The organism is Pseudomonas sp. K5002 (assembly GCF_013386655.1).
Classification (GTDB): Bacteria; Pseudomonadota; Gammaproteobacteria; order Pseudomonadales; family Pseudomonadaceae; genus Aquipseudomonas.
In genome coordinates this window covers 1-19,105 of sequence record NZ_JACARK010000108.1, presented here as the reverse complement: position 1 = coordinate 19,105, position 19,105 = coordinate 1, and the positions used below count along the sequence as shown (strand labels likewise).

At 59.5% G+C, this 19,105-nt stretch carries 15 protein-coding genes and 2 rRNA genes; 8 read left to right on the top strand and 9 right to left on the bottom strand.

Annotation, left to right across the window (positions count from 1 at the left end; translation table 11 throughout):
* Positions 1-19: 19 nt before the first annotated feature.
* Positions 20-135: ribosomal RNA gene (gene rrf / locus HX846_RS06805) — 5S ribosomal RNA — on the top strand.
* A gap of 109 nt (positions 136-244) precedes the next feature.
* Positions 245-360: ribosomal RNA gene (gene rrf / locus HX846_RS06800) — 5S ribosomal RNA — on the top strand.
* Between the two features lie 78 nt (positions 361-438).
* Here rrf (HX846_RS06800) and HX846_RS06795 read toward each other — a convergent pair.
* From HX846_RS06795 to HX846_RS06780, 4 genes are all read right to left on the bottom strand, one after another.
* The gene (locus HX846_RS06795; protein WP_178965171.1) at positions 439-1,614 is read right to left on the bottom strand and encodes a PepSY domain-containing protein; all 1,176 of its coding nucleotides are present in this window, start codon (positions 1,612-1,614) and stop codon (positions 439-441) included.
* 71 nt (positions 1,615-1,685) lie between these two features.
* Complete coding sequence (locus tag HX846_RS06790; RefSeq protein ID WP_177056010.1) at positions 1,686-4,178, bottom strand: TonB-dependent siderophore receptor; 2,493 nt, start codon at positions 4,176-4,178, stop codon at positions 1,686-1,688.
* Positions 4,179-4,283: 105 nt separating this feature from the next.
* A complete protein-coding gene (locus HX846_RS06785; RefSeq protein ID WP_003218246.1) occupies positions 4,284-5,267 on the bottom strand; it encodes a FecR domain-containing protein in 984 nt (327 codons plus the stop codon).
* Positions 5,264-5,764 (bottom strand): sigma-70 family RNA polymerase sigma factor, encoded by a 501-nt coding sequence (locus HX846_RS06780; RefSeq protein WP_008433614.1) that lies wholly within the window; start codon positions 5,762-5,764, stop codon positions 5,264-5,266. Before HX846_RS06780 ends, HX846_RS06785 begins: the two co-directional genes overlap by 4 nt.
* 279 nt (positions 5,765-6,043) lie before the next feature.
* On the opposite strand from HX846_RS06780, the gene HX846_RS06775 reads away from it, so the two are divergent.
* Positions 6,044-7,924: a methyl-accepting chemotaxis protein gene (locus tag HX846_RS06775; RefSeq protein ID WP_003218243.1), complete on the top strand. Its 1,881-nt coding sequence runs from the start codon at positions 6,044-6,046 to the stop codon at positions 7,922-7,924.
* A 42-nt stretch (positions 7,925-7,966) separates the two neighbouring features.
* Here HX846_RS06775 and HX846_RS06770 read toward each other — a convergent pair whose 3' ends face one another.
* From HX846_RS06770 to HX846_RS06750, 5 genes are all read right to left on the bottom strand, one after another.
* A complete protein-coding gene (locus tag HX846_RS06770; RefSeq protein ID WP_008433617.1) occupies positions 7,967-8,416 on the bottom strand; it encodes an SRPBCC family protein in 450 nt (149 codons plus the stop codon).
* 27 nt (positions 8,417-8,443) lie between these two features.
* On the bottom strand, positions 8,444-11,824 hold the full coding sequence (locus HX846_RS06765) for an amino acid adenylation domain-containing protein (RefSeq protein ID WP_178965170.1): 3,381 nt from the start codon (positions 11,822-11,824) through the stop codon (positions 8,444-8,446).
* Positions 11,821-12,768 carry a diiron oxygenase gene (locus tag HX846_RS06760; RefSeq protein WP_178965169.1) on the bottom strand — a complete coding sequence of 316 codons (948 nt, stop codon included), beginning with the start codon at positions 12,766-12,768 and terminating at the stop codon, positions 11,821-11,823. The genes HX846_RS06765 and HX846_RS06760 overlap by 4 nt, the downstream gene beginning before the upstream one ends.
* A complete protein-coding gene (locus HX846_RS06755) occupies positions 12,765-13,529 on the bottom strand; it encodes a DUF3050 domain-containing protein (protein ID WP_023659321.1) in 765 nt (254 codons plus the stop codon). The genes HX846_RS06760 and HX846_RS06755 overlap by 4 nt, the downstream gene beginning before the upstream one ends.
* A gap of 452 nt (positions 13,530-13,981) precedes the next feature.
* On the bottom strand, positions 13,982-14,692 hold the full coding sequence (locus HX846_RS06750) for a GntR family transcriptional regulator (protein WP_134325512.1): 711 nt from the start codon (positions 14,690-14,692) through the stop codon (positions 13,982-13,984).
* A gap of 298 nt (positions 14,693-14,990) precedes the next feature.
* Between HX846_RS06750 and HX846_RS06745 the strand changes: the two genes are divergently transcribed.
* The 5 genes from HX846_RS06745 to HX846_RS06725 all read left to right on the top strand — a co-directional run.
* Complete coding sequence (locus HX846_RS06745) at positions 14,991-15,884, top strand: TauD/TfdA family dioxygenase (protein WP_003218232.1); 894 nt, start codon at positions 14,991-14,993, stop codon at positions 15,882-15,884.
* Positions 15,885-15,898: 14 nt separating this feature from the next.
* Complete coding sequence (locus HX846_RS06740) at positions 15,899-16,924, top strand: ABC transporter substrate-binding protein (protein WP_003218229.1); 1,026 nt, start codon at positions 15,899-15,901, stop codon at positions 16,922-16,924.
* A gap of 1 nt (position 16,925) precedes the next feature.
* Complete coding sequence (locus HX846_RS06735) at positions 16,926-17,777, top strand: ABC transporter ATP-binding protein (protein ID WP_008433632.1); 852 nt, start codon at positions 16,926-16,928, stop codon at positions 17,775-17,777.
* A 12-nt stretch (positions 17,778-17,789) separates the two neighbouring features.
* Entirely contained in the window at positions 17,790-18,638 is an 849-nt protein-coding gene (locus HX846_RS06730) for an ABC transporter permease (protein WP_003218225.1), read from the top strand.
* Positions 18,639-18,854: 216 nt separating this feature from the next.
* Positions 18,855-19,105 (top strand): LysR family transcriptional regulator (locus tag HX846_RS06725; RefSeq protein ID WP_178965168.1); only part of this gene is annotated, 251 nt, incomplete at its 3' end.

Below are 19,105 nucleotides of genomic sequence, written 5' to 3'. Positions count from 1 at the left end.
CGACTCAGTACCCGAATTTCTTGACGACCATAGAGCATTGGAACCACCTGATCCCATCCCGAACTCAGCAGTGAAACGATGCATCGCCGATGGTAGTGTGGGGTTTCCCCATGTGAGAGTAGGTCATCGTCAAGATTAAATTCCAGAACCCCTGATTGCTTATGCAGTCAGGGGTTTTGTTTATGTAGAAGTCCATGATTTTCACCAGCACGTTGCGAACGCAACGGTCTGGTACACAGAATTTCTTGACGACCATAGAGCATTGGAACCACCTGATCCCATCCCGAACTCAGCAGTGAAACGATGCATCGCCGATGGTAGTGTGGGGTTTCCCCATGTGAGAGTAGGTCATCGTCAAGATTGAATTCCGAAACCCCTGTCTGCTAGCGCAGACAGGGGTTTTGTCGTTTAAGGGCTGGGCAAACAACTAGAACCGGCTCACCCTTTGCGTGCCTTACTGCTTCGCCTGGCCATTAACTTGCGCCACCATATATAGATCCCGGTAGCAGACAACATCGCGATCACAGCTCCCAGCAGCGCAATCAGCACCTGACCCGCCACCCCGATGATCCTGCCCCCATGGATCGGCAGTTGCAGCCGATAAAAGCGCTCTCCCAACGTACCTTGCCCTGCTATTTCCTGCCCCAGTAAACGCCCATCCGTCCCGTGGAAAAACAACCAGGATTTCCCATGGGCCTCGGTATCATGTTGTCCAAAACCCGCCCCATAAAAGTTGTACTCAAAGCTGTAGTAAAGCTCTCCAATCGCCGCCGTCAGTCCCAGCCGCTTGCCTTCCTCCAGCGCCCGCTCATAGGCCTGTTGATAACTCAGTTGTGTCACGCCCAATTGCTCGGCGGGTAACCCGCCACGGGCCTCATAGACGCTAGGCTCAACCGGTGAGAACAGCGAGACAGCAGGCTTGAACACCTGGCTCGGCAAATTCATCGCGACGCTGCTGACTGCAATCGGCAGCAACAACAGCCAAAGCCATAACCCGCCCGCACGATGCAGGTCGAAGTTCAGCCGGTAAGCGTGGCCGCCCTTGATCTTCCACGCCGTGGACCACTTCTTCCAGAACGGTTTACCTCTCGGCAGGGTCAGCCACAGCGCGATAAAACAATCGAACACCCATGCGATCGCCACCAGTCCCATCAGCCACAAACCCCAATTACCCGGCAGTGTCAGGTTGTAGTGAAATTCCAGAATGAACGGAATGAAGTTCTCGCGCTGAAAGCAGCAAGCCCCCCAAACACGCCGGCCCATTTCTTCGCCGCTGACCGGATCCAGGTAAAAGACCTGGTTGGGCTCCTCAAAGGGTTTGCCCGTCGCCGGATCGTTTCTCGCAACTGCCGCCAGCATCGCGGTATGACCGGCCTCTTGTGGATACTCCATGTACCAGACTTGCAGTTTGGGATGCTGCCCCTGCAACGTGTCCACCAGTTCACCTGGCTGCAATGCCGAACCTTTGGCCGTTGCTCCATAAAAGCCGGGATTGAGCCATTCATCCAACTCATGGTTAAACGCCAGAAGGCTGCCCGTGAGTCCAGCCATCATCAGAAACAACGCCGTTGCCAACCCGATGTAGCGATGAAGTAAAACCAGCAATGCGCGCATAAAAATTTCCTGCAAAGACGACAAAGCCAGCGCCTGGAATCAGGAACTGGCTTTGTATGAATCGAGAGGGATCAGAACTGGTAGCTCACCGTCGCACTGACGTTGCGCTCTTCACCCAGGTAGCAGAAGTTCAAACTGGCACACGACGCCACGTACGACTCGTTCGTCAGGTTGTTGGCATTCAGGCGTACATCCACACCCTTCAGTCCAACCTTGCCAAGGTCATAACCCATCGAGGCATCAAACAGCGTGTAGGCGGGCACCTTCATGGTGTTCTCCGCATCTGCCCAGCTGTAGCCGACATAACGAACACCACCACCGAGTCGCAGGCCATCCAGTGCGCCGCTATCGAACTTGTAGTCTGCCCATACCGACGCCATATGACGCGGCGCCTGCGTCGGCGAGTTCCCCTTGTTCTCGATCACGTTGTCCGCAGTACTCAGCGTGCTGACCATCGACTTCGAATACTCGATATCGGTGAAGGTATAGCTGCCCAACAATTTGAGATGGTCGGTCAACTGCATATGCGCCTCCAGCTCCAGGCCCTGGGAGCGCACAGCGCCGACCGCGCGATAGAAGTTTTCCTGCGGCAGTTTGGTCGCCAGGTTTTCCTGGTCGATGCGGAACAGCGAGGCCGTGAACAAATTGTCGGTACCCGGCGGCTGATACTTCAAGCCGACTTCCCACTGGGTACCGTCGGTAGGTGCAAGGGGATTGCCGGCACTGTCCGAATAGGAGTTCGGGTTGAAGGATTCGGAATAGCTGACGTAGGGCGCGAGACCGTTATCAAACAAGTAGAGCGCTCCGGCCCGGCCGGTCAGTTTGGTACGTTTATCACTGATCTCTGTGCCCAGCGGTCGTCCCGCTTCGGCAATGCGATTTTCATCGGAGGTCTCAACCCAGTCCTGACGCAGCCCGAGGGAGAACCGCCACTTGTCCATCTCAATCAGGTCTTGCAGGTAAACGCCGGTCTGCTCGAGCCGGCGCAGATAACTGGTTGGGCTGTAATAGCTGATCTCGGAATTGCCATACACCGGGTTGAACGCATTGATTGGCGCAAGAGAGCCGCTGCTCCAGTCCACGACGGTTTTGCGCCGCTGATAGTCCGCCCCCATCAACACCGTATGCTTGGTCGCGCCGGTAAAAAATTCAGCCTGCAGCATGTTGTCGATGATGAACGCATGCAGCTTTTCGTCACCGCCTGAGTAGTAGCGATTCAGCTCATTACTGGTGGGCGTGGTCCAGCCATAGGCATACACCTGGTCCAGCTGGACCTTGGAGTCCAGATACCGAAAGTTCTGCCGCGCGGTGAAAACATCATTGAAGCGATGCTCGAACTGATAGCCGAACGACTGTTGATCACGCTTGTACCCATCAATGCCCGGTTCGCCTTCGAAGAAGTGATTGGAGATCCGCTGGCCGTTGCGCTGATGCAGCGCGCCATCTGCCGGCATGCCTCCGTGGTAGCCACCGTCGGGGTCATGCTGCAGGTAAGCCTGGAGTGTGAGGGACGTGTCATCGGTAAAGTCGATGCTCAAGGTGGGTGCCAGCGCGTAGCGTTTTTCCTTGGCATGGTCGAATTGCGTGTCGGACTTGTCTGCAAGACCGGTCAGTCGGTAAGCAATGCGCTTGTCGTCATCCACCGGGCCGCTGAAGTCGAAACCCATGCCTCGCTGCCCTTGGGAACCTATCGTGGCCTGGACCTGATGGTATGGCTCAAACAATGGCTTCTTGCTGGTCAACGCCACCAGCCCACCCGGCGAGCTGCGCCCGTAGAGCACTGATGACGGTCCTTTGAGGATATCTACGCGCTCGAGGAAATACGGGTCCACCTGCATGGTGCTGTAGGTTCCGCTGTCACCCATGGATTTCAAACCGTCCAGGTAGATGTTATCCACCGAACCGTCGTTGAAACCACGCATCGCCACATAGTCATAGCGGTGAGTGGCGCCATAAGGGTTGGTCAGCACGCCAGGGGTGTAACGCATGGCCTGGGCAACGGTTTGCGAGCCTTGGTCGTCCATCTGCTCGCGGGTCACCACTGAAACCGTCTGAGACGTTTCCAGCAGCGCGGTACTGGTCTTGGTGGCGATCTGGCTGTGGGTCGCGTTGTAGCCTTCCATGCTGCCCAGGGCATTACCCAGGGCGAAGCCTTTGATGTCGGTGGTCGGCAAGGTCAGCGCCTCGCTCTCGGGCTGGACCTGCAACACGAAACTCACGTCGTCCTGGGCCTGCGCCTGCAAGCCTGAGCCGTTGAGCAATTGGCTCAGGCCCTGTTCGGCCGAGTACTCCCCGTGCAGCCCGGGAGACTGTCGGCCCTGAGTCTGCGCAGGCGTGCTGGAAAGGGTGATGCCTGCCTGACGGGCAAACTGATTGAGCACATCGCTCAGCGCGCCTGCCGGGATGTCATAGCGCTGGCTGATACGTTCGACCCCGCTATCAGCCGCGACACCGGCCACTGGCAGCAAGCCGATGCCCATCGTGGTCGACAGCAATGCTGCGCGTACGGCTTTGCCGAGCAAAGGGTAGGAAGAGGGAGAGTTGCTGAAAAAACGCACAGTCATTATCGAGATCCGTAGAGGTCGCTGAAGGCAGATTGAATTGCTTACTGTCTAAGCCGGACTCACGGAAAAAAGCCGCCAAAAATAAATCAGGCACGCCAAAAATAATCAGGCCTGACGCTCCAGGCTCACCCACCAGCGGGTGCGATAGCGCAGGCGCACAGGCAGCGTCTGCGGAAGGATCGCCAATAGTTTCTCGGTGTCCTCCAGGCGAAAAACACCAGACAAGCGCAAATCTGCGATATCGCTCGAGCAGCCCAGATAACCATGGCGATAGCGCCCCACCTCCGCCAGGAAGTCGGCAAGACGCATGTTGCGGGTGACGATCAATCCGTCGGCCCAGGCCCCTGTATCCATATCCGAAGGCGGCGCCAGAGCGGCCGCATTCTGACGCACCAGGTAGCTTTCTCCTGCATGCACTTGAGTGAAAAGCCCGTCGGCGGTATGCGGTGAATGAATCGCCACGTTGCCTGACGCGACGCTCAGGCGTGTGCAATCGCTGTCCTGGCGCACCACAAATCGCCCGTCTATTCCTTCGAACAAACCATGGCGGGTGCGAACCAGCAGGGGGGCGGTCGCCGCGGCGCCGCAGGTCACCAGGATTTCCCCACGCACCAATGTGATCAAGCGTTGTTGCGGGTTGAAGTCGAGGTCCACTGCGCTATCGGTATTGAGCTGCAGGCGCGTGCCATCCGGTAGTTGCACGCTACGGCGTTCGCCAGTAGTGGTAGCCAGGTCAGAGGTCCAACGCTGCCAGCCGGTGAGGTCTCGGCTGACCCAGGCCGCCGAACCCATCAACAGCACGCCGGACAATACCTTCAATGCCTGCCGGCGCCCAAGGCGCTGGGCACTGTTCTCCAGCGCCACATGGGCCCCGGGAATCGCCGCCAACTGGCTGCTTAATTCATGCTGCAGTGCCTGCACGCGTTGCCAGGCCAACTCGTGTTCATGATGAGCCTCGCGCCAGTGCTCGCACTGCGCCTTCAGGCGGACATTGGCGCGATTGTTACGCAGACGCAGCATCCAGCTGATGGCCTGCTTGACCACCTGCGGGTCGATTCCTGCGCGCGCTGTGTTATCCATCGAGGTCATGCCTCATACCGCAGCACATAACAGTGATAAAGCGCCTCGGCGACATAGCGCTCCACCGAACGCAGTGATACACCCATCTGCTGCGCAATCTGCTTGTAAGTCAGGCCGTCGCATTGAGCCAGTAGAAACGCCTTGCGTACCTTGGGCTTGAGTCCGTCCAGAAGCCGGGCGATGGACTCCAGCAATTCCAGAATCAACGCACGTTCTTCAGCACTCGGCGCCAAGGCTTCGGGCAAATGCGCGATGGACTCCAGGTAGGCGCGCTCGATTTCTTCGCGACGCCAATGATCGATCACCAGGCCCCGCGCGATAGTGCGCAGGAAAGCGCGAGGGGCCTTGAGTTCGAAACGTTCGGTTTTTTGCAGCAGCCGCACGAACGTGTCCTGGGCCAGGTCCGCCGCATCCGCTGCGTTACCCAGACGGCTGCGCAGCCAAGTGTTCAGCCAGCCATGATGGTTGCTGTAAAGCGTCTGTACTGCGTACTCGGATGAGGGCATTCACACGGCCTGGCAAAGCGTCACAAATGATAATTAGTCGCATTGTCGACAAGCCTGAAAAATTTTGCAACTCCTGACGTTAGAGCGCTACCACTGGTCGGTTTCTGACATTAAAAGCAGATGCTTCTCACAAATTCCTAAGATTTATCCTGCCTTGGCCGAAAGCCTGACGAGCCATGCGTGCACCGAAATAGAGCAGTCGCAGAGTCTGCCTATACCGTTACATGGAATGTTGCATCCGGCACGCTCACCCCCTTTTGGCAAAAAGAAGTCAATGAAATGAATCTCAAGTTCAGTCATAAAATTCTGTTGGCCGCGTCAGGCGTAGTGGTTCTGGCCTTCGCGTTATTCACGTTCTACAACGACTACTTGCAGCGCAATACCATCCGGCAAAACCTGGAGTCGTCCATTCAGCAATCCGGTGAACTCACCGCCAGCAGCGTGCAGAATTGGCTCAGCGGGCGGGTGCTGGTACTGGAAAGCCTCGCGCAAAACGTGGCCCATCAAGGCAGCTCTGCCGATCTTCCGGGGTTGGTCGACCAGTCGGCATTTACCTCCAACTTCCAGTTCACCTACGTCGGTTCCACCAACGGCGTGTTCACCCAGCGTCCCGACGCCAAAATGCCCGATGGCTACGATCCGCGTCAGCGTCCCTGGTACAAGCAAGCTGTCGCAGCCGACAAGACCATGCTTACACCGCCCTACATGGCTGCGGTAGGCGGGCTGATCGTGACCATCGCGATGCCGGTGAAAAAGAATGGCGAACTGCTTGGCGTGGTCGGCGGTGACCTGAGCCTGCAAACCCTGGTGAAGATCATCAACTCGGTGGATTTCGGCGGCATCGGCCATGCATTCCTGGTCAGCGGTGATGGTCAGGTGATTGTCAGCCCGGACCAGGACCAGGTGATGAAGAACCTCAAGGACATCTATCCCGGCACCAACGTGCGCATCGAGAAGCTCAGCCAGGAAGTGGTCTTGAATGGCCAGGAACGGATTTTGTCCTTCACCCCTATCAGCGGGTTGCCGAATGCCGACTGGTACATCGGCCTGTCGATCGACAAAGACAAAGCCTACGCACCGCTGGGTAAGTTCCGTACCTCGGCATTGATCGCCATGTTCATTGCGGTTGCCGCCATTGCCGTGTTCCTTAGCGTCCTGATCCAGGTCTTGATGCGCCCGCTGACCACCATGGGCCGCGCCATGCAGGACATCGCCCAGGGCGAGGGTGACCTGACCCGCCGCCTGACAGTGGAAAGCAAGGACGAGTTCGGTGACTTGGGCAGTGCCTTCAACCAATTCGTCGAGCGTATTCACGCGTCGATTTCCGAAGTTTCCTCGGCGACGCGCCAGGTGCACGACCTGTCCCAGCGAGTAATGGCCTCGTCCAATGCGTCGATCATCGGTTCCGACGAACAAAGCGCGCGCACCAACAGCGTGGCCGCAGCGATCAACGAACTGGGGGCCGCCACGCAGGAAATCGCGCGCAACGCTGCTGATGCTTCGCAACACGCCAGCGGTGCCAGTGAGCAGGCCGATGATGGGCGCAAGGTGGTTGAGAAAACCATCCTGGCGATGTCGGAGCTTTCGCAAAAAATCAGCCTGTCCTGCACGCAGATTGAAACCCTGAACGCCAGCACCGACAACATCGGCCACATCCTGGACGTGATCAAAGGCATCTCCCAGCAAACCAACCTGTTGGCCCTCAACGCCGCGATTGAAGCGGCACGTGCCGGTGAGGCCGGGCGTGGGTTTGCCGTGGTGGCGGATGAAGTGCGCAACCTGGCGCACCGCACCCAGGAGTCGGCAGAAGAGATCCACAAAATGATCACCTCGCTGCAGATTGGCTCGCGTGAGGCCGTGACCACGATGAACGCCAGCCAGACCTCGAGTGAAGAAAGCGTCGAGGTCGCCAACCAGGCCGGTGAACGCCTGGTCAGCGTGACGCAGCGGATCGTCGAGATCGACGGGATGAACCAGTCGGTAGCGGCCGCCACCGAGGAACAGACCGCCGTGGTGGAAACCCTCAACGTCGACATCAACCAGATCAACCTGCTGAACCAGCAGGGCGTGGCCAACCTCAACGAAACCTTGAAGGATTGCGACGCCTTGTCTCAACAGGCCAACCGCCTGAAGCAGTTGGTCGACAGTTTCAAAATCTGATCGATGAACACACAGGAGCGAGCCTGCTCGCTCCTGTCTCCTTTAGCCAAACATCGCTCGCACATTCGCCAGCGCACCGTCGGCGAATGCCTGCACAAACGGCTCAAATCCCTCCGCGCCAGGTTCAACCGGCTCGGCGATGATCGTCCAGGTCACCCGTGAGGATCCTGCTCCCAACGGTTCGACATCCATGGCGGCCCACAACCGTGCTACGCCCAAGGTGTTGTAGATCGTGGTCCAGGTCATGCGCATGGCCTGCTCGTCGCGGCTGTTGAGTTGCTCCACCACCAGGTGTCCATCGTGGAAGAACTTCTTGCGCAGCGATCCCGCGCCCGCACCAGTGATTTCGATGTGGGACAAGGCGGGGATGAATCGATCAAATCCGCCAAAGTCACCGACCACCGCCCACGCACCGGCGGCATCACAGGCAACCACAACTGAGGACACCACAGGTTTGGCGCAAGGGTTGCGAATCAACGTATCGGGTTTCATAAGGTCTTCCTTCAATTGAGAGCCTGGTCACAGGAAACCGGTGCTGCGCAGGTACTCGCAGCCCTTGCGTAACAGCGCCGGATTTTTTTCGGGGTAGCGTCCGCCCATCTGCTCGACGCCGCGTCGTGCGTTGTCATGGCGGATCATCGAGGTATCGCCGATGTCCTCGCCCACCCCATTGAGGTAGAAGCCCAGTACGCCAAACAGCGCATTGCGGCTGTCCACTGTGTGCAGGTGACGTTGCCAGTGAGCCACGCTCACCAGCTCGAATGCGTGGCCTGCCTGGCGAAAGGCGTCGACGTAGGTTTCCCAGCTCAGGGGCTGCGGGTTATGCAGGTTGAACACCGTCCCTCCAGCACGGCAGCGGCTGCTGTGGAACGCAATAAACCGGGCGAGAAAGTCCACCGGCATCAGGTCGAAATTCAACTCAAGGTGCGGCACCAGGCCCAGTTGGAGTGAACCTTTGAGCATCAACATCAGGCGATTCTTCTGTGGCTCGCAGACTCCGCTGCGGCTGTTGAAGCTGATGTTCCCCGGGCGATGGATATTGACCCAGGCACCTTGCGCTGCGGCGCGTCCCAGCAAGCGTTCGGCAACCCATTTGGACAGGTTGTAGCCATTCTGGATGTAGAGCGGCGGGGTGGCCGCGGCGGGGTTTTCGAGTACCTGGCCATGTGCGTCGATAGTGCTGGCGGCCGACAGCGTCGAGATAAAATTGAAGACCTTCTTGCACCGGGTTTCACACAGGCGCAGGCATTCCAGCACCGGTTCGACGTTGTCCTTGGCCAGGGTGGCGTAATCCATCACATGATTGACGTGGGCGGCGTTGTGCACCAACACGCCGAACTCCCCGGCGAGGTAGTCATACACCTCACTCGACAGGCCAAGACGCGGCTGGCTGATGTCGGCGGCATACACCTGCACCCGGCTCAGGTCCAGGTGTTCCAGACGGTACTCTCGCAGGGCCTCGGCAAACCTCGCGGTCGCCGAATGTCCGGGCCGTTCGCGCACCAGGCACGCCACTTCAAGTGCACCCTCGGCCAACAGTGCCTCGACGATATGCACCCCGAGAAAACTGTTGGCCCCGGTCACGATCACCCGGCGACGTTCGCCCGCCTGTTCAGCCGGCAATGTCTGCACATGCAGCTCACGCAGCGCATCCTGGGTAGCCTGGCCGGTCGGTGCTTCGGGTGGTGCGTCGTCCCCCATCAGCGTAGCGAGGGTACGAACCGTGGGGGTTTCAAAAAACCGACTTAGGGATAGGCTGCGCCCGAACTGCTCGCGGATACGCAGCAGCATCGTCGACAGCAGGATGGAATGGCCGCCAAGATTGAAGAAGCTCTCGTCGGCCGACAGCTGCGTGACCGGCATGCCCAGCAACTCGCTCCACAGGTTGAGCAACTGCACTTGCATGGGCGTGTGCGGTTCGCCGTGAATGATGGCCGGCAGCGTTGGAGTCGGTAACGCCAGCAATGCCTGGCGGTCGACCTTTCCGTTGGGGGTGCACGGCATGCTCGCAAGTTCCGTGCACAGGGTTGGGCGCAAATAGTCCGGCAGTGTTTGCCGGGCATGCTGCGTCAGTGCAGGCAGGGCGTCTTGTGTTTCGGGCTGAGCAACAAAAGCCAGGATTCGCCGCTCACGGTCAATCACCACCGCCACTTGGCGAAACAGCTGACTGCTGCGCAGGCAATGTTCGATCTCTTGCGGTTCGACCCGGAACCCACGGATCTTCACCTGCTGATCCCGGCGCCCGGCCAACTCGATGCCGGCAGCGGTCCACTTCGCCAGGTCGCCTGTGCGGTAGGCCCGCAAGGTCTGGCCGTCGGGCAACTCCAGGGGGACGAAATGCTCGGCGGTCTGACGCGGCTGGTTGAGGTAACCCAGGCTGACGCCGGGACCGGCGATGTACAGTTCGCCCAACACCTGCTCATCCACCGGTTGCAGGTGCTCGTCGAGGATCAGTACCTGGCTGTTGGCGATGGGCGTGCCGAGGTTGCGATTGCTGTCGCCCGGCTGCAACGTGTGGCTGGTCACCAGCACGGTGGCTTCGGTGGGCCCGTAGAAATTGTGCAGGCGGCACTGGCCTGCCAACTGCTCGATGACATAGGGCTCGCACACATCGCCTCCGGTCATCAGGTGCGCCAGGCCCAGGGGTTGATCCAGCGGCAGGATGCTCAGCAGCGCCGGCGGCAGGAAGGCGTGGGTGACGCGCTGTTGTCGGATCAACTCCACCAGTTGCTGCGGGTCGCGTCGCTGGTCCTCACTGGGCACGATCAGCTCGGCGCCCGCGATCAGGCTCGGGAAGATATCGATCAGGGACGAGTCAAAACTCAAGGGCGAAAACTGCAAGACCCGGCTGTGTTCGCTCAGCTGCACATGACCCCCGAACCAGGCGCTGAAATGGGCCAGGTTGTGCTGGCTGAGCAGCACGCCCTTGGGGTGGCCGGTAGTGCCCGAGGTGTGGAACACCATGCAAGGGTCGTCCATGGCGGGGCGCTGGCGCATTGGCAGCGAGGTGTCGGGAGTGTCGACGGCACTCACATCCAATGCACAAAACCCGTCCCGCAGTGGATGCTTGCCATCATCCAGCAGCACCGAGACGCCGGCGTTTTCCAGCATCGCTTGCTGGCGTTGCAGCGGGTGGCCCGGCTCCAGGGGCAGGTACACCGCACCGCAGGCGAGTACCGCGAGAATGCTGGCGTACAGCTCCAGGGATTTGTCCAGGCAGACGCCGATTACCGGCGGTGTGTCGTGGGGCCCAAGCAGAAGTCGCAGACGGTGCTGGATAGCCAGGCTCTGGCGATGCAACTGTCGGTAAGTCAGCCCGCTGCCGGCAATGTTCAACGCCAGCCGGTCGGCGAAGGTTTGCAGACTGTTTTCCAATCGTTCGATCAGGGGTACCCGGGCTTGCTGCAGCAGAACCAAATCGGCCGTCAGGTTAAAACGATGCAGGTACGCCAGGGATGCGAGCGCTTGCAGGCCGTGTTCCGGATCATCAGAGGCGACGGCCGCCTGCGAGAAATAGCCCGGGTCCCGGGAGAACCCACTCACCTGTTGGGCTACCCACTCCACCAGGCTGCTTACTGCGTGTTGACGCAGCCGTTGACCATTGCCACAGGCTTCTCCGGCTACCTCCAGGGTTGTCAGGAGTCGCCGTGAGTGGGCGTAACACCTGAGCTGCAGGGCCGGCAATCCACAGTCGGTCAACGCTCCCATACCCACGCGCAGGCTCATCAAGGCTGTGCACGTCACGCCGGGCGGAACCTCCTCGCTACCGTCATCAATCAGCAGGTCTAGGTGGGTGACATCCTGTGCTCGCACCACCCCATGACCGTATTGCGCCAATGTCTCACCCAGTTCATTCAGCGCCGCGCTGAAGCCCGCCAGCCCAATCTTCAGGTGCCTCATGGGTGCCCTCCTGGCGCCGCAAGAAAGGCATCCAGCGCCCGAACCACACTCGGCGTTTGCAGCAGGCCGCTGTGGTTCAGGAAGCCCATGATATTGCCGATCAACGGGTGCTGGCGGGTAATGGGAAAGCCCATCGCCTGCACTTCAGTGCGCAGCGCAGAGCGCGTGCCGTCACTGACATCCAGGTGCTCGATCAAGTGCAGGTCGAAATTTTTCTGCAGGTCGTGGGTCAGGTAATGCTGGAGAAAAACCGGCAGGATCCGGGCGATACAGTCGCGGTCCGCGGCGTCTGCAGACTGCCAATAAATACGCACCAGGCGCGTCCAGAAAAGCGCGTGGCGGCCCTCGTCAAACAAGTGGTCGGCCATCAACCCACGGATGGATTGCTTGACACTGTCGTCCTTGGAAAACGCTGCCACGTCATGGGTCACGGTGTTCTCGGCGATGGCCACGGCAATCAGTTCCATGGCATCGCGCAGGTGTTCGGGCGCCAGCGCCAGTGCGGCAGGCAAGGCGCGGCTCAGCTCGATTTGCGCGGGTAGTTCAAGGGGTGGGATCCCGGTCATCTCGATGGTCTGTTGCATGAAATCGAGGGCGACGAGGGCGTGGTAATCCTCGTCTACCACCACGGTCATGGCGTCGTAGCGACAGGCAAGCGGGAAGGGCACCGAAAAGCGATTCTTGGCGATGCTGCGTGCGGTCTTGTCGACGATCTCGGTTTCAAAGATCACCACGTCGTTGATGAACTTGTAGAACGTCTGCAGCAAGACAAAATCACGGCACTGCGGGCATCGGTCGATAAAGGTTGCGCTCAGCACCAGGGGCTGTCGGCTCAGGGGGTAGATCAGTTTCTGATCGTTTTCCAGCCGCCGCCGCGGGCGTGTGCGGATGGTCGCGCGGCGCTCCCAGTCGTCGGCAAATGAGCGGTAGTCTGCAGGGTTCATGCGCTCATCTCCGGCAGGCACCTATGCAACCCATCCCATAAGGCCAGGCGGCTTTCCACGGCGCCGAGGGCGCAACTGTCGGCTTGCTGCTCGCGGCTTGGGTCGCCGAGGGTAAGGCGTTGCAGCAATTGCGTTGCCGCCGGGCCATGCTCCTGGGCGTCGATCTCCATGTGGCGCTTGAGGTAGTAGCAGAAGGTGGGCGCCTGGCGATGGAGCACCTCGCACTCCTCCAGGATGCGCTTGAACATCGCCGGGATGACGCTCTCGCGCCCGTGGAGAAAGGCAGCCGCCACGCAGTGCGTCGGGGCGTCCAGGGCAACCTGCAGGGTACTTCTGACGAACCGGGCCACGGACGGGTGGATATCGATTTTTTGCAGGGCCGTTTCTGCATCGTTGCCGTCACGCTGCAGGCTGACGAACCGCTCGATGTTCGCCGTGCTCGCGCCGACTTCACGCATGGCTTCCAGGTACAACTCGAAGTGGCTGCCGTGCCCATGGCCGGGATACGCGTCCGACTCTTCGCCCAATACGATCTCATTGATCAGGCGAGCCGCTTGCGGGTCCGTTGGCGGTAACCAGGGCAGGCGCATACCGGTGAGGTCATGTTGCAGGCGTTTGGTGAGTGTCATGAAGTCCCACACGGCGAATACGTGGTTTTCCATAAAGTACTGCAACTTTGGAAGAGTGTTTATTTGTTTGAATATTGGATGGATATGTAACTTCTGCTTTTTTTGTTTAAGCAGGTGTGAGTGCTGGAACATGTTGATGCCTATAAGTCGTTGTCTCTTCCCTGATAAAAGCGTTGTGCTTTAGCGACAAATAAACATTGGTTTTCACGGATGCGCGGGTGCCTTGATAACAGGCAGCCCTGTACGAGGCTGACACTGTTACTGGCAAGCAGCATGCTGTGACAAAATACCAAGGCTTTATTTAAAGGAACGCCACGCGCAGTGACGCACCGAGCATGGATTCACGCTGTCGATTGGGAGAATTGGAGTGTTGGTAATAATCTGATTAAGTATTCAGGTGTTTTTAGTTTTATAAGTTTTTCGAGTTGGAATATTGCGGTAGTTGGATCGCTCTGCGGAGTGTGTGAAGTTTTCTTTGGGCTTAATGGTTTAACGGGAGTAATGGTGGTGCACTGGCCTCCGTCGGCCAGCGTCACTTTGCAGCGCTTTGTGGTCGAGGGAGGCGTTTCAGTTCCACGCAGAATTTACAGCGCAGCGTTCTGTTCAGTCTCTTCAAGACTTTTGAGGTAACCCGTAATCACCTCCATGCCGCGGGTAAGGTGGTTACGCAGGGTCAGGATGCTTTCGTCGACCTTCTTTTGCGCCACGAGGTCGAGCAGTTCGCGGTGATCTTCCTGGGACGTCTTGCCCAGGCCCATGGCCTCGAGGTTGAAGCGCAGGAAACGTTCCTCTTCGTTCAAGCCGTGTTCAACCAGCTTGAGCAACCGCTGATTGCCCGCCTTGCCATATAGCGCCATGTGGAACAGGCGGTTGAGGCGGCCGATTTCGGTGTAGTCGCTTTCCCGTTCCAGCGCGTCGATAAAGGCGCCAGCCTGGGCGATGTCATCGGGCGTGAGCAGGGGAATCGACAAGCGCAGCGCTTCGGATTCGAGGAGTATGCGCAGGGCGTAGGTTTCCGCCGAGTGGTCCTCGATCAGTGGCGCCACCACCGCGCCTTTGTGGGTGACCACATGCAGCAGCGATTGGGCTTCCAGTTGACGCAATGCCTCGCGCACCGGCATCCGGCTGACCCCGAACAAGCTGGCCAGCTCCTGTTGACGCATGGCGGTGCCACAGGGCAAGCGGCCATCCAGGATGGCGTTGCGCAATGTTTCTTCAATCACGGAGCGGGCGAGATGGGCGGGGATAGGCCCGCTGATCTGGATGCTGCTCAAAGGGTTCGGCTTCTGCGTCACGACTACGCTATCCTCCTTTTCAAGGTGAGGTGGCTAATTGGATCCAATGCACACTAGAGATTGTCCACAAGCTTGTCAAACGGGCAAGGTTTCGGCTTGTAAGCGACTCAACAGCGTGTTCTTCGGGCCCACAGCTCCCATTTGTCAGGTCTTACAGGCTAAAGGTCCGTCGTGCACATTTTATTCCCGGGAGTCGGGCCAACAGCGGTATTGCTGCATATCGATATTCACTAACGGTATTTAAAATGCGGTTCTTATGACTATAAAGTCACTCTCCTGACTGCACGGGAGTGAACTCATGTCTGCCACCTCTACTGTTCCAACAGCGACCGACACCACACAAACCTTCGAGATCCGTCCATTTCCCGGCAGCGTCGGCGCCGAAATCATAGGCCTGGACCTGGCCCGCCCGGTCAGCGACCAGGACTTCGCACGCATTCACCGCGCGCATCTGGACCATCACGTCGTGGTCTTCCGCGACCAACGTATCACCCCCGAGCAACAGATCGCCTTCAGCCGCCGTTTCGGCGTGCTGCAAATCCATGTGCTCAAACAATTCCTGCTGGCCAACCACCCGGAAATCCTGATCGTCTCCAACATCATCGAAAACGGCCAATCCATCGGCCTGGGAGACGCCGGCAAGTTCTGGCACTCGGACCTCTCCTATAAGGAGCTGCCGAGCCTGGGCTCGATGCTCCATGCCCAGGAGCTGCCGTCCGAGGGTGGCGACACGTTGTTCGCCGACATGCATAAAGCCTGGGACAACCTGCCCGAGTCCCTGCGCAAGGCCGTTGAAGGCCGCAGCGCCGCGCACTCCTACACCGCACGCTACAGCGAAACCAAATTCGAAGGCAATTGGCGCCCGACCCTCACGCCCGAGCAACTCGCTCAAGTGGCGGAAGTGGTACACCCGATTGTGCGCACCCACCCGGAAAACGGCCGCAAGGCGCTGTTCGTCAGCGAGGGCTTCACCACCCGTATCGTCGGCCTGCCTGAGGATGAAAGCCGCGACCTGCTGGCCCAGCTGTACGCCCACAGCGTGCTGCCGGAAAACATCTACCGCCATCAGTGGCAGCCCCACGACATGGTGTTCTGGGACAACCGCTCGCTGATCCACCTGGCGGCCGGCTGCCCCAGCCACCTGCGGCGCAAGCTGTACCGCACCACCATCCAGGGCGACGCGCCTTTCTGACCCGGAGCATGACCATGTCCAAGAAAACCCCATTTGCGCGCCTGGCCGCGACGGTCGGCCTGGGCGTCAGCCTGCTGGCCGGCAGTCTTGTGGCGCCTGCCGCCGCCCAGGCCGAAGGCGAAATTCGCATCGCCGAGCAGTTTGGCATCGTCTACCTGTTGCTCAACGTGGTGCGCGACCAGAACCTGATCGAAAAATACGGCAAGCAGGAAGGCATCGACATCAAGGTCGACTGGACGCAACTGTCCGGCGGCGCAGCCGTCAATGATGCGCTGCTCTCCGGTTCCATCGACATCGCCGGGGCCGGCGTTGGCCCGCTGCTGACTATCTGGGACCGCACCCACGGCAAGCAGAACGTGAAAGCCGTCGCCTCCCTGGGCAACTTCCCCTACTACCTGGTGAGCAACAATCCCAAGGTCAAGACCATTGCCGACTTCACCGAAAAAGACCGCATTGCCGTACCGGCAGTGGGCGTTTCCGTGCAGTCGCGTTTCCTGCAATACGCTGCCGCCAAGCAATGGGGCGACAAGGAATTCAATCGCCTCGACAAGTACACCGTTGCCGTCCCGCACCCGGATGCCACGGCTGCGCTGATTGCCGGTGGCACCGAGCTGACCGGGCACTTCTCCAACCCGCCGTTCCAGGAGCAGGCCCTGACCAACCCGAACGTGCATGTGGTGCTCAACTCCTATGACATCCTCGGGCCTAACTCGCCGACCGTGCTGTTCGCCACCGAGAAATTCCGCAACGACAACCCGAAAACCTACAAGGCGTTCGTCGAGGCACTGACCGAAGCGGCGCAGTTCGCCCAGAACGACAAAGGTGCCGCAGCCGATACCTACATCCGCGTGACCAAGGCCAAGATCGACCGCGCCGAGCTGCTGAAAATCATCGAAAACCCGCAGTTCGAATTCAGCGTCACACCGAAAAACACCTACCCGCTGGCGGAATTCCTCTACCGCGTCGGCGCGATCAAAAACAAACCCGAATCGTGGAAGGATTACTTCTTCCAGGACGCCAAGCCGCTGCAAGGGAGCTGACATGAACGCGCCCTTGCAAGGCCACACGGCCAGCAACCCGACCACCACCGAAGCACTGCTTTCGGTGGATAAAGTCAGCCTTGAATACCGCACGCCCGAACGGGTGGTGCGGGCCACTCACCAGGTCAGCTTCGCGATCGATCCGGCAGACCGCTTTGTATTGCTGGGGCCTTCGGGCTGTGGCAAATCCACACTGTTGAAATCCATCGCCGGCTTTATCAAGCCGTGTGAGGGCGAGATCCGTCTGCTCGGGCAAAAAGTCGAGCAGCCAGGGCCGGACCGTATCGTGGTGTTCCAGGAGTTCGACCAACTGCCACCGTGGAAAACCGTCAAGCAGAACGTCATGTTCCCGCTGCTGGCGTCCAAAACCCTCAAGCGTCGCGAGGCCGAAGAGCGGGCGCTGTACTACCTGGAAAAAGTCGGCCTTACGGCCTTTGCCGATGCCTACCCGCACACCCTGTCCGGCGGCATGAAAGCCCGCGTGGCAATCGCCCGGGCGTTGGCCATGCAGCCGAAAATCCTGCTGATGGATGAACCCTTCGCCGCCCTCGACGCCCTGACCCGGCGCAAGATGCAGGAAGAACTATTGCTGCTCTGGGAAGAGGTGCGTTTCACCCTGCTGTTCGTCACCCACTCCATCGAGGAAGCGCTGGTGGTGGGCAACCGCATCCTGTTGCTGTCGCCGCACCCCGGGCGGGTGCGGGCGGAAATCCACAGCCATCAATACGACCTGCACAGCCTCGGCGGTGTGGAGTTCCAGGCTTCGGCGCGGCGCATTCATCGGCTGTTGTTTGATGAAGCGCCCGAGGTGGAAACCGAACTGGGTTTCGCCGATATCCGCATCGCTTATTGAAGGGTTTGCACCATGCGCCAGGAATATGAAATCACTCTCGAACCGTTGCCCGGTGTACGCGTAGAGCGCGAGTTGCCGTGGCGCCAGCGCCTGTGGCAACAAGGCTGGCTGCGTAAAAGCCTGATCCTGATCGTGCTTGCGATCCTCTGGGAAGCGGCTGCCCGTTATCAGAACAATGACCTGCTGCTGCCGAGCTTCCTGCAGACACTGAGCGCGTTCTACGACGGCATGGCCAGTGGCGAGTTGTTGAGCAAGGTCAGCATCTCGCTGGTGGTGCTGATCAAGGGTTACCTGATCGGCATTGTGCTGGCGTTTGCCCTGACCACGCTTGCGGTGTCGACCCAACTGGGGCGTGACCTGCTGAGCACCCTGACATCGATGTTCAACCCGTTGCCGGCGATTGCCCTGCTGCCGCTGGCGCTGTTGTGGTTTGGCCTGGGGCAGAACAGCCTGATCTTCGTGCTGGTGCATTCAGTGTTGTGGGCGCTGGCGCTCAACACCTATTCAGGGTTCCTCGGTGTCTCCGAAACCCTGCGCATGGCCGGTCGAAATTATGGCCTCAAGGGTATGCGCTTCGTGTTGTTCATCCTGATCCCGGCTGCGCTGCCGTCGATTCTCGCCGGGTTGAAAATCGGCTGGGCGTTCGCCTGGCGCACGCTGATCGCTGCCGAGTTGGTGTTCGGTGCTACCAGCGGCAAAGGCGGTTTGGGTTGGTACATCTTCCAGAACCGCAACGAACTGTACACCGACAAAGTGTTTGCCGGCCTGGCGGTGGTGATCCTGATCGGGTTGCTGGTGGAGAACCTGGTGTTCGACACCCTGGAGCGGGTCACCGTGAAGCGCTGGGGCATGCAACGCTGACTGAAACACCAACCCGGACTGAAACACCAACCCTGTGGCGAGGGAGCTTGCTCCCGCGGGGCCGCGAAGCGGCCCCAATAACATCACCGCGTTCTTTCAGAAAAGTCTCGATTGCAAATTTTGGGGCTGCTTCGCAGCCCAGCGGGAGCAAGCTCCCTCGCCACAGTCTGCTACGATTGCGCCAAGTTCACTCATAACCCATCACGAGTGCTTGGCATGCAATTACCGGACATGAACCTGCTGGTCGCCCTCGACGCCTTGCTCGACGAGGGCAGTGTGGTAGGCGCCGCGCGGCGGATGAACCTGAGCCCGGCCGCCATGAGTCGCACCCTCACGCGCATCCGCGAGGCAGTGGGCGATCCGATCCTGGTGCGCGCCGGTCGCGGCCTGGTACCGACGCCCAAGGCCCTGGAGCTACAAGGCCAGGTGCGCAGCGTGGTGGAGCAGGCGGCGCTGCTGTTCCGCTC

Excerpts from the sequence above, each read along its gene's own strand:
- HX846_RS06740 (WP_003218229.1), top strand. The coding sequence starts at position 15,899 with ATGTCCAAGAAAACCCCATTTGCGCGCCTGGCCGCGACGGTCGGCCTG.
- HX846_RS06765 (WP_178965170.1), bottom strand. The coding sequence starts at position 11,824 with ATGAGGCACCTGAAGATTGGGCTGGCGGGCTTCAGCGCGGCGCTGAAT.
- HX846_RS06730 (WP_003218225.1), top strand. The coding sequence starts at position 17,790 with ATGCGCCAGGAATATGAAATCACTCTCGAACCGTTGCCCGGTGTACGC.
- HX846_RS06745 (WP_003218232.1), top strand. The coding sequence starts at position 14,991 with ATGTCTGCCACCTCTACTGTTCCAACAGCGACCGACACCACACAAACC.
- HX846_RS06795 (WP_178965171.1), bottom strand. The coding sequence starts at position 1,614 with ATGCGCGCATTGCTGGTTTTACTTCATCGCTACATCGGGTTGGCAACG.
- HX846_RS06735 (WP_008433632.1), top strand. The coding sequence starts at position 16,926 with ATGAACGCGCCCTTGCAAGGCCACACGGCCAGCAACCCGACCACCACC.
- HX846_RS06775 (WP_003218243.1), top strand. The coding sequence starts at position 6,044 with ATGAATCTCAAGTTCAGTCATAAAATTCTGTTGGCCGCGTCAGGCGTA.
- HX846_RS06780 (WP_008433614.1), bottom strand. The coding sequence starts at position 5,764 with ATGCCCTCATCCGAGTACGCAGTACAGACGCTTTACAGCAACCATCAT.
- HX846_RS06785 (WP_003218246.1), bottom strand. The coding sequence starts at position 5,267 with ATGACCTCGATGGATAACACAGCGCGCGCAGGAATCGACCCGCAGGTG.
- HX846_RS06755 (WP_023659321.1), bottom strand. The coding sequence starts at position 13,529 with ATGTTCCAGCACTCACACCTGCTTAAACAAAAAAAGCAGAAGTTACAT.
- HX846_RS06770 (WP_008433617.1), bottom strand. The coding sequence starts at position 8,416 with ATGAAACCCGATACGTTGATTCGCAACCCTTGCGCCAAACCTGTGGTG.
- HX846_RS06760 (WP_178965169.1), bottom strand. The coding sequence starts at position 12,768 with ATGAACCCTGCAGACTACCGCTCATTTGCCGACGACTGGGAGCGCCGC.
- HX846_RS06790 (WP_177056010.1), bottom strand. The coding sequence starts at position 4,178 with ATGACTGTGCGTTTTTTCAGCAACTCTCCCTCTTCCTACCCTTTGCTC.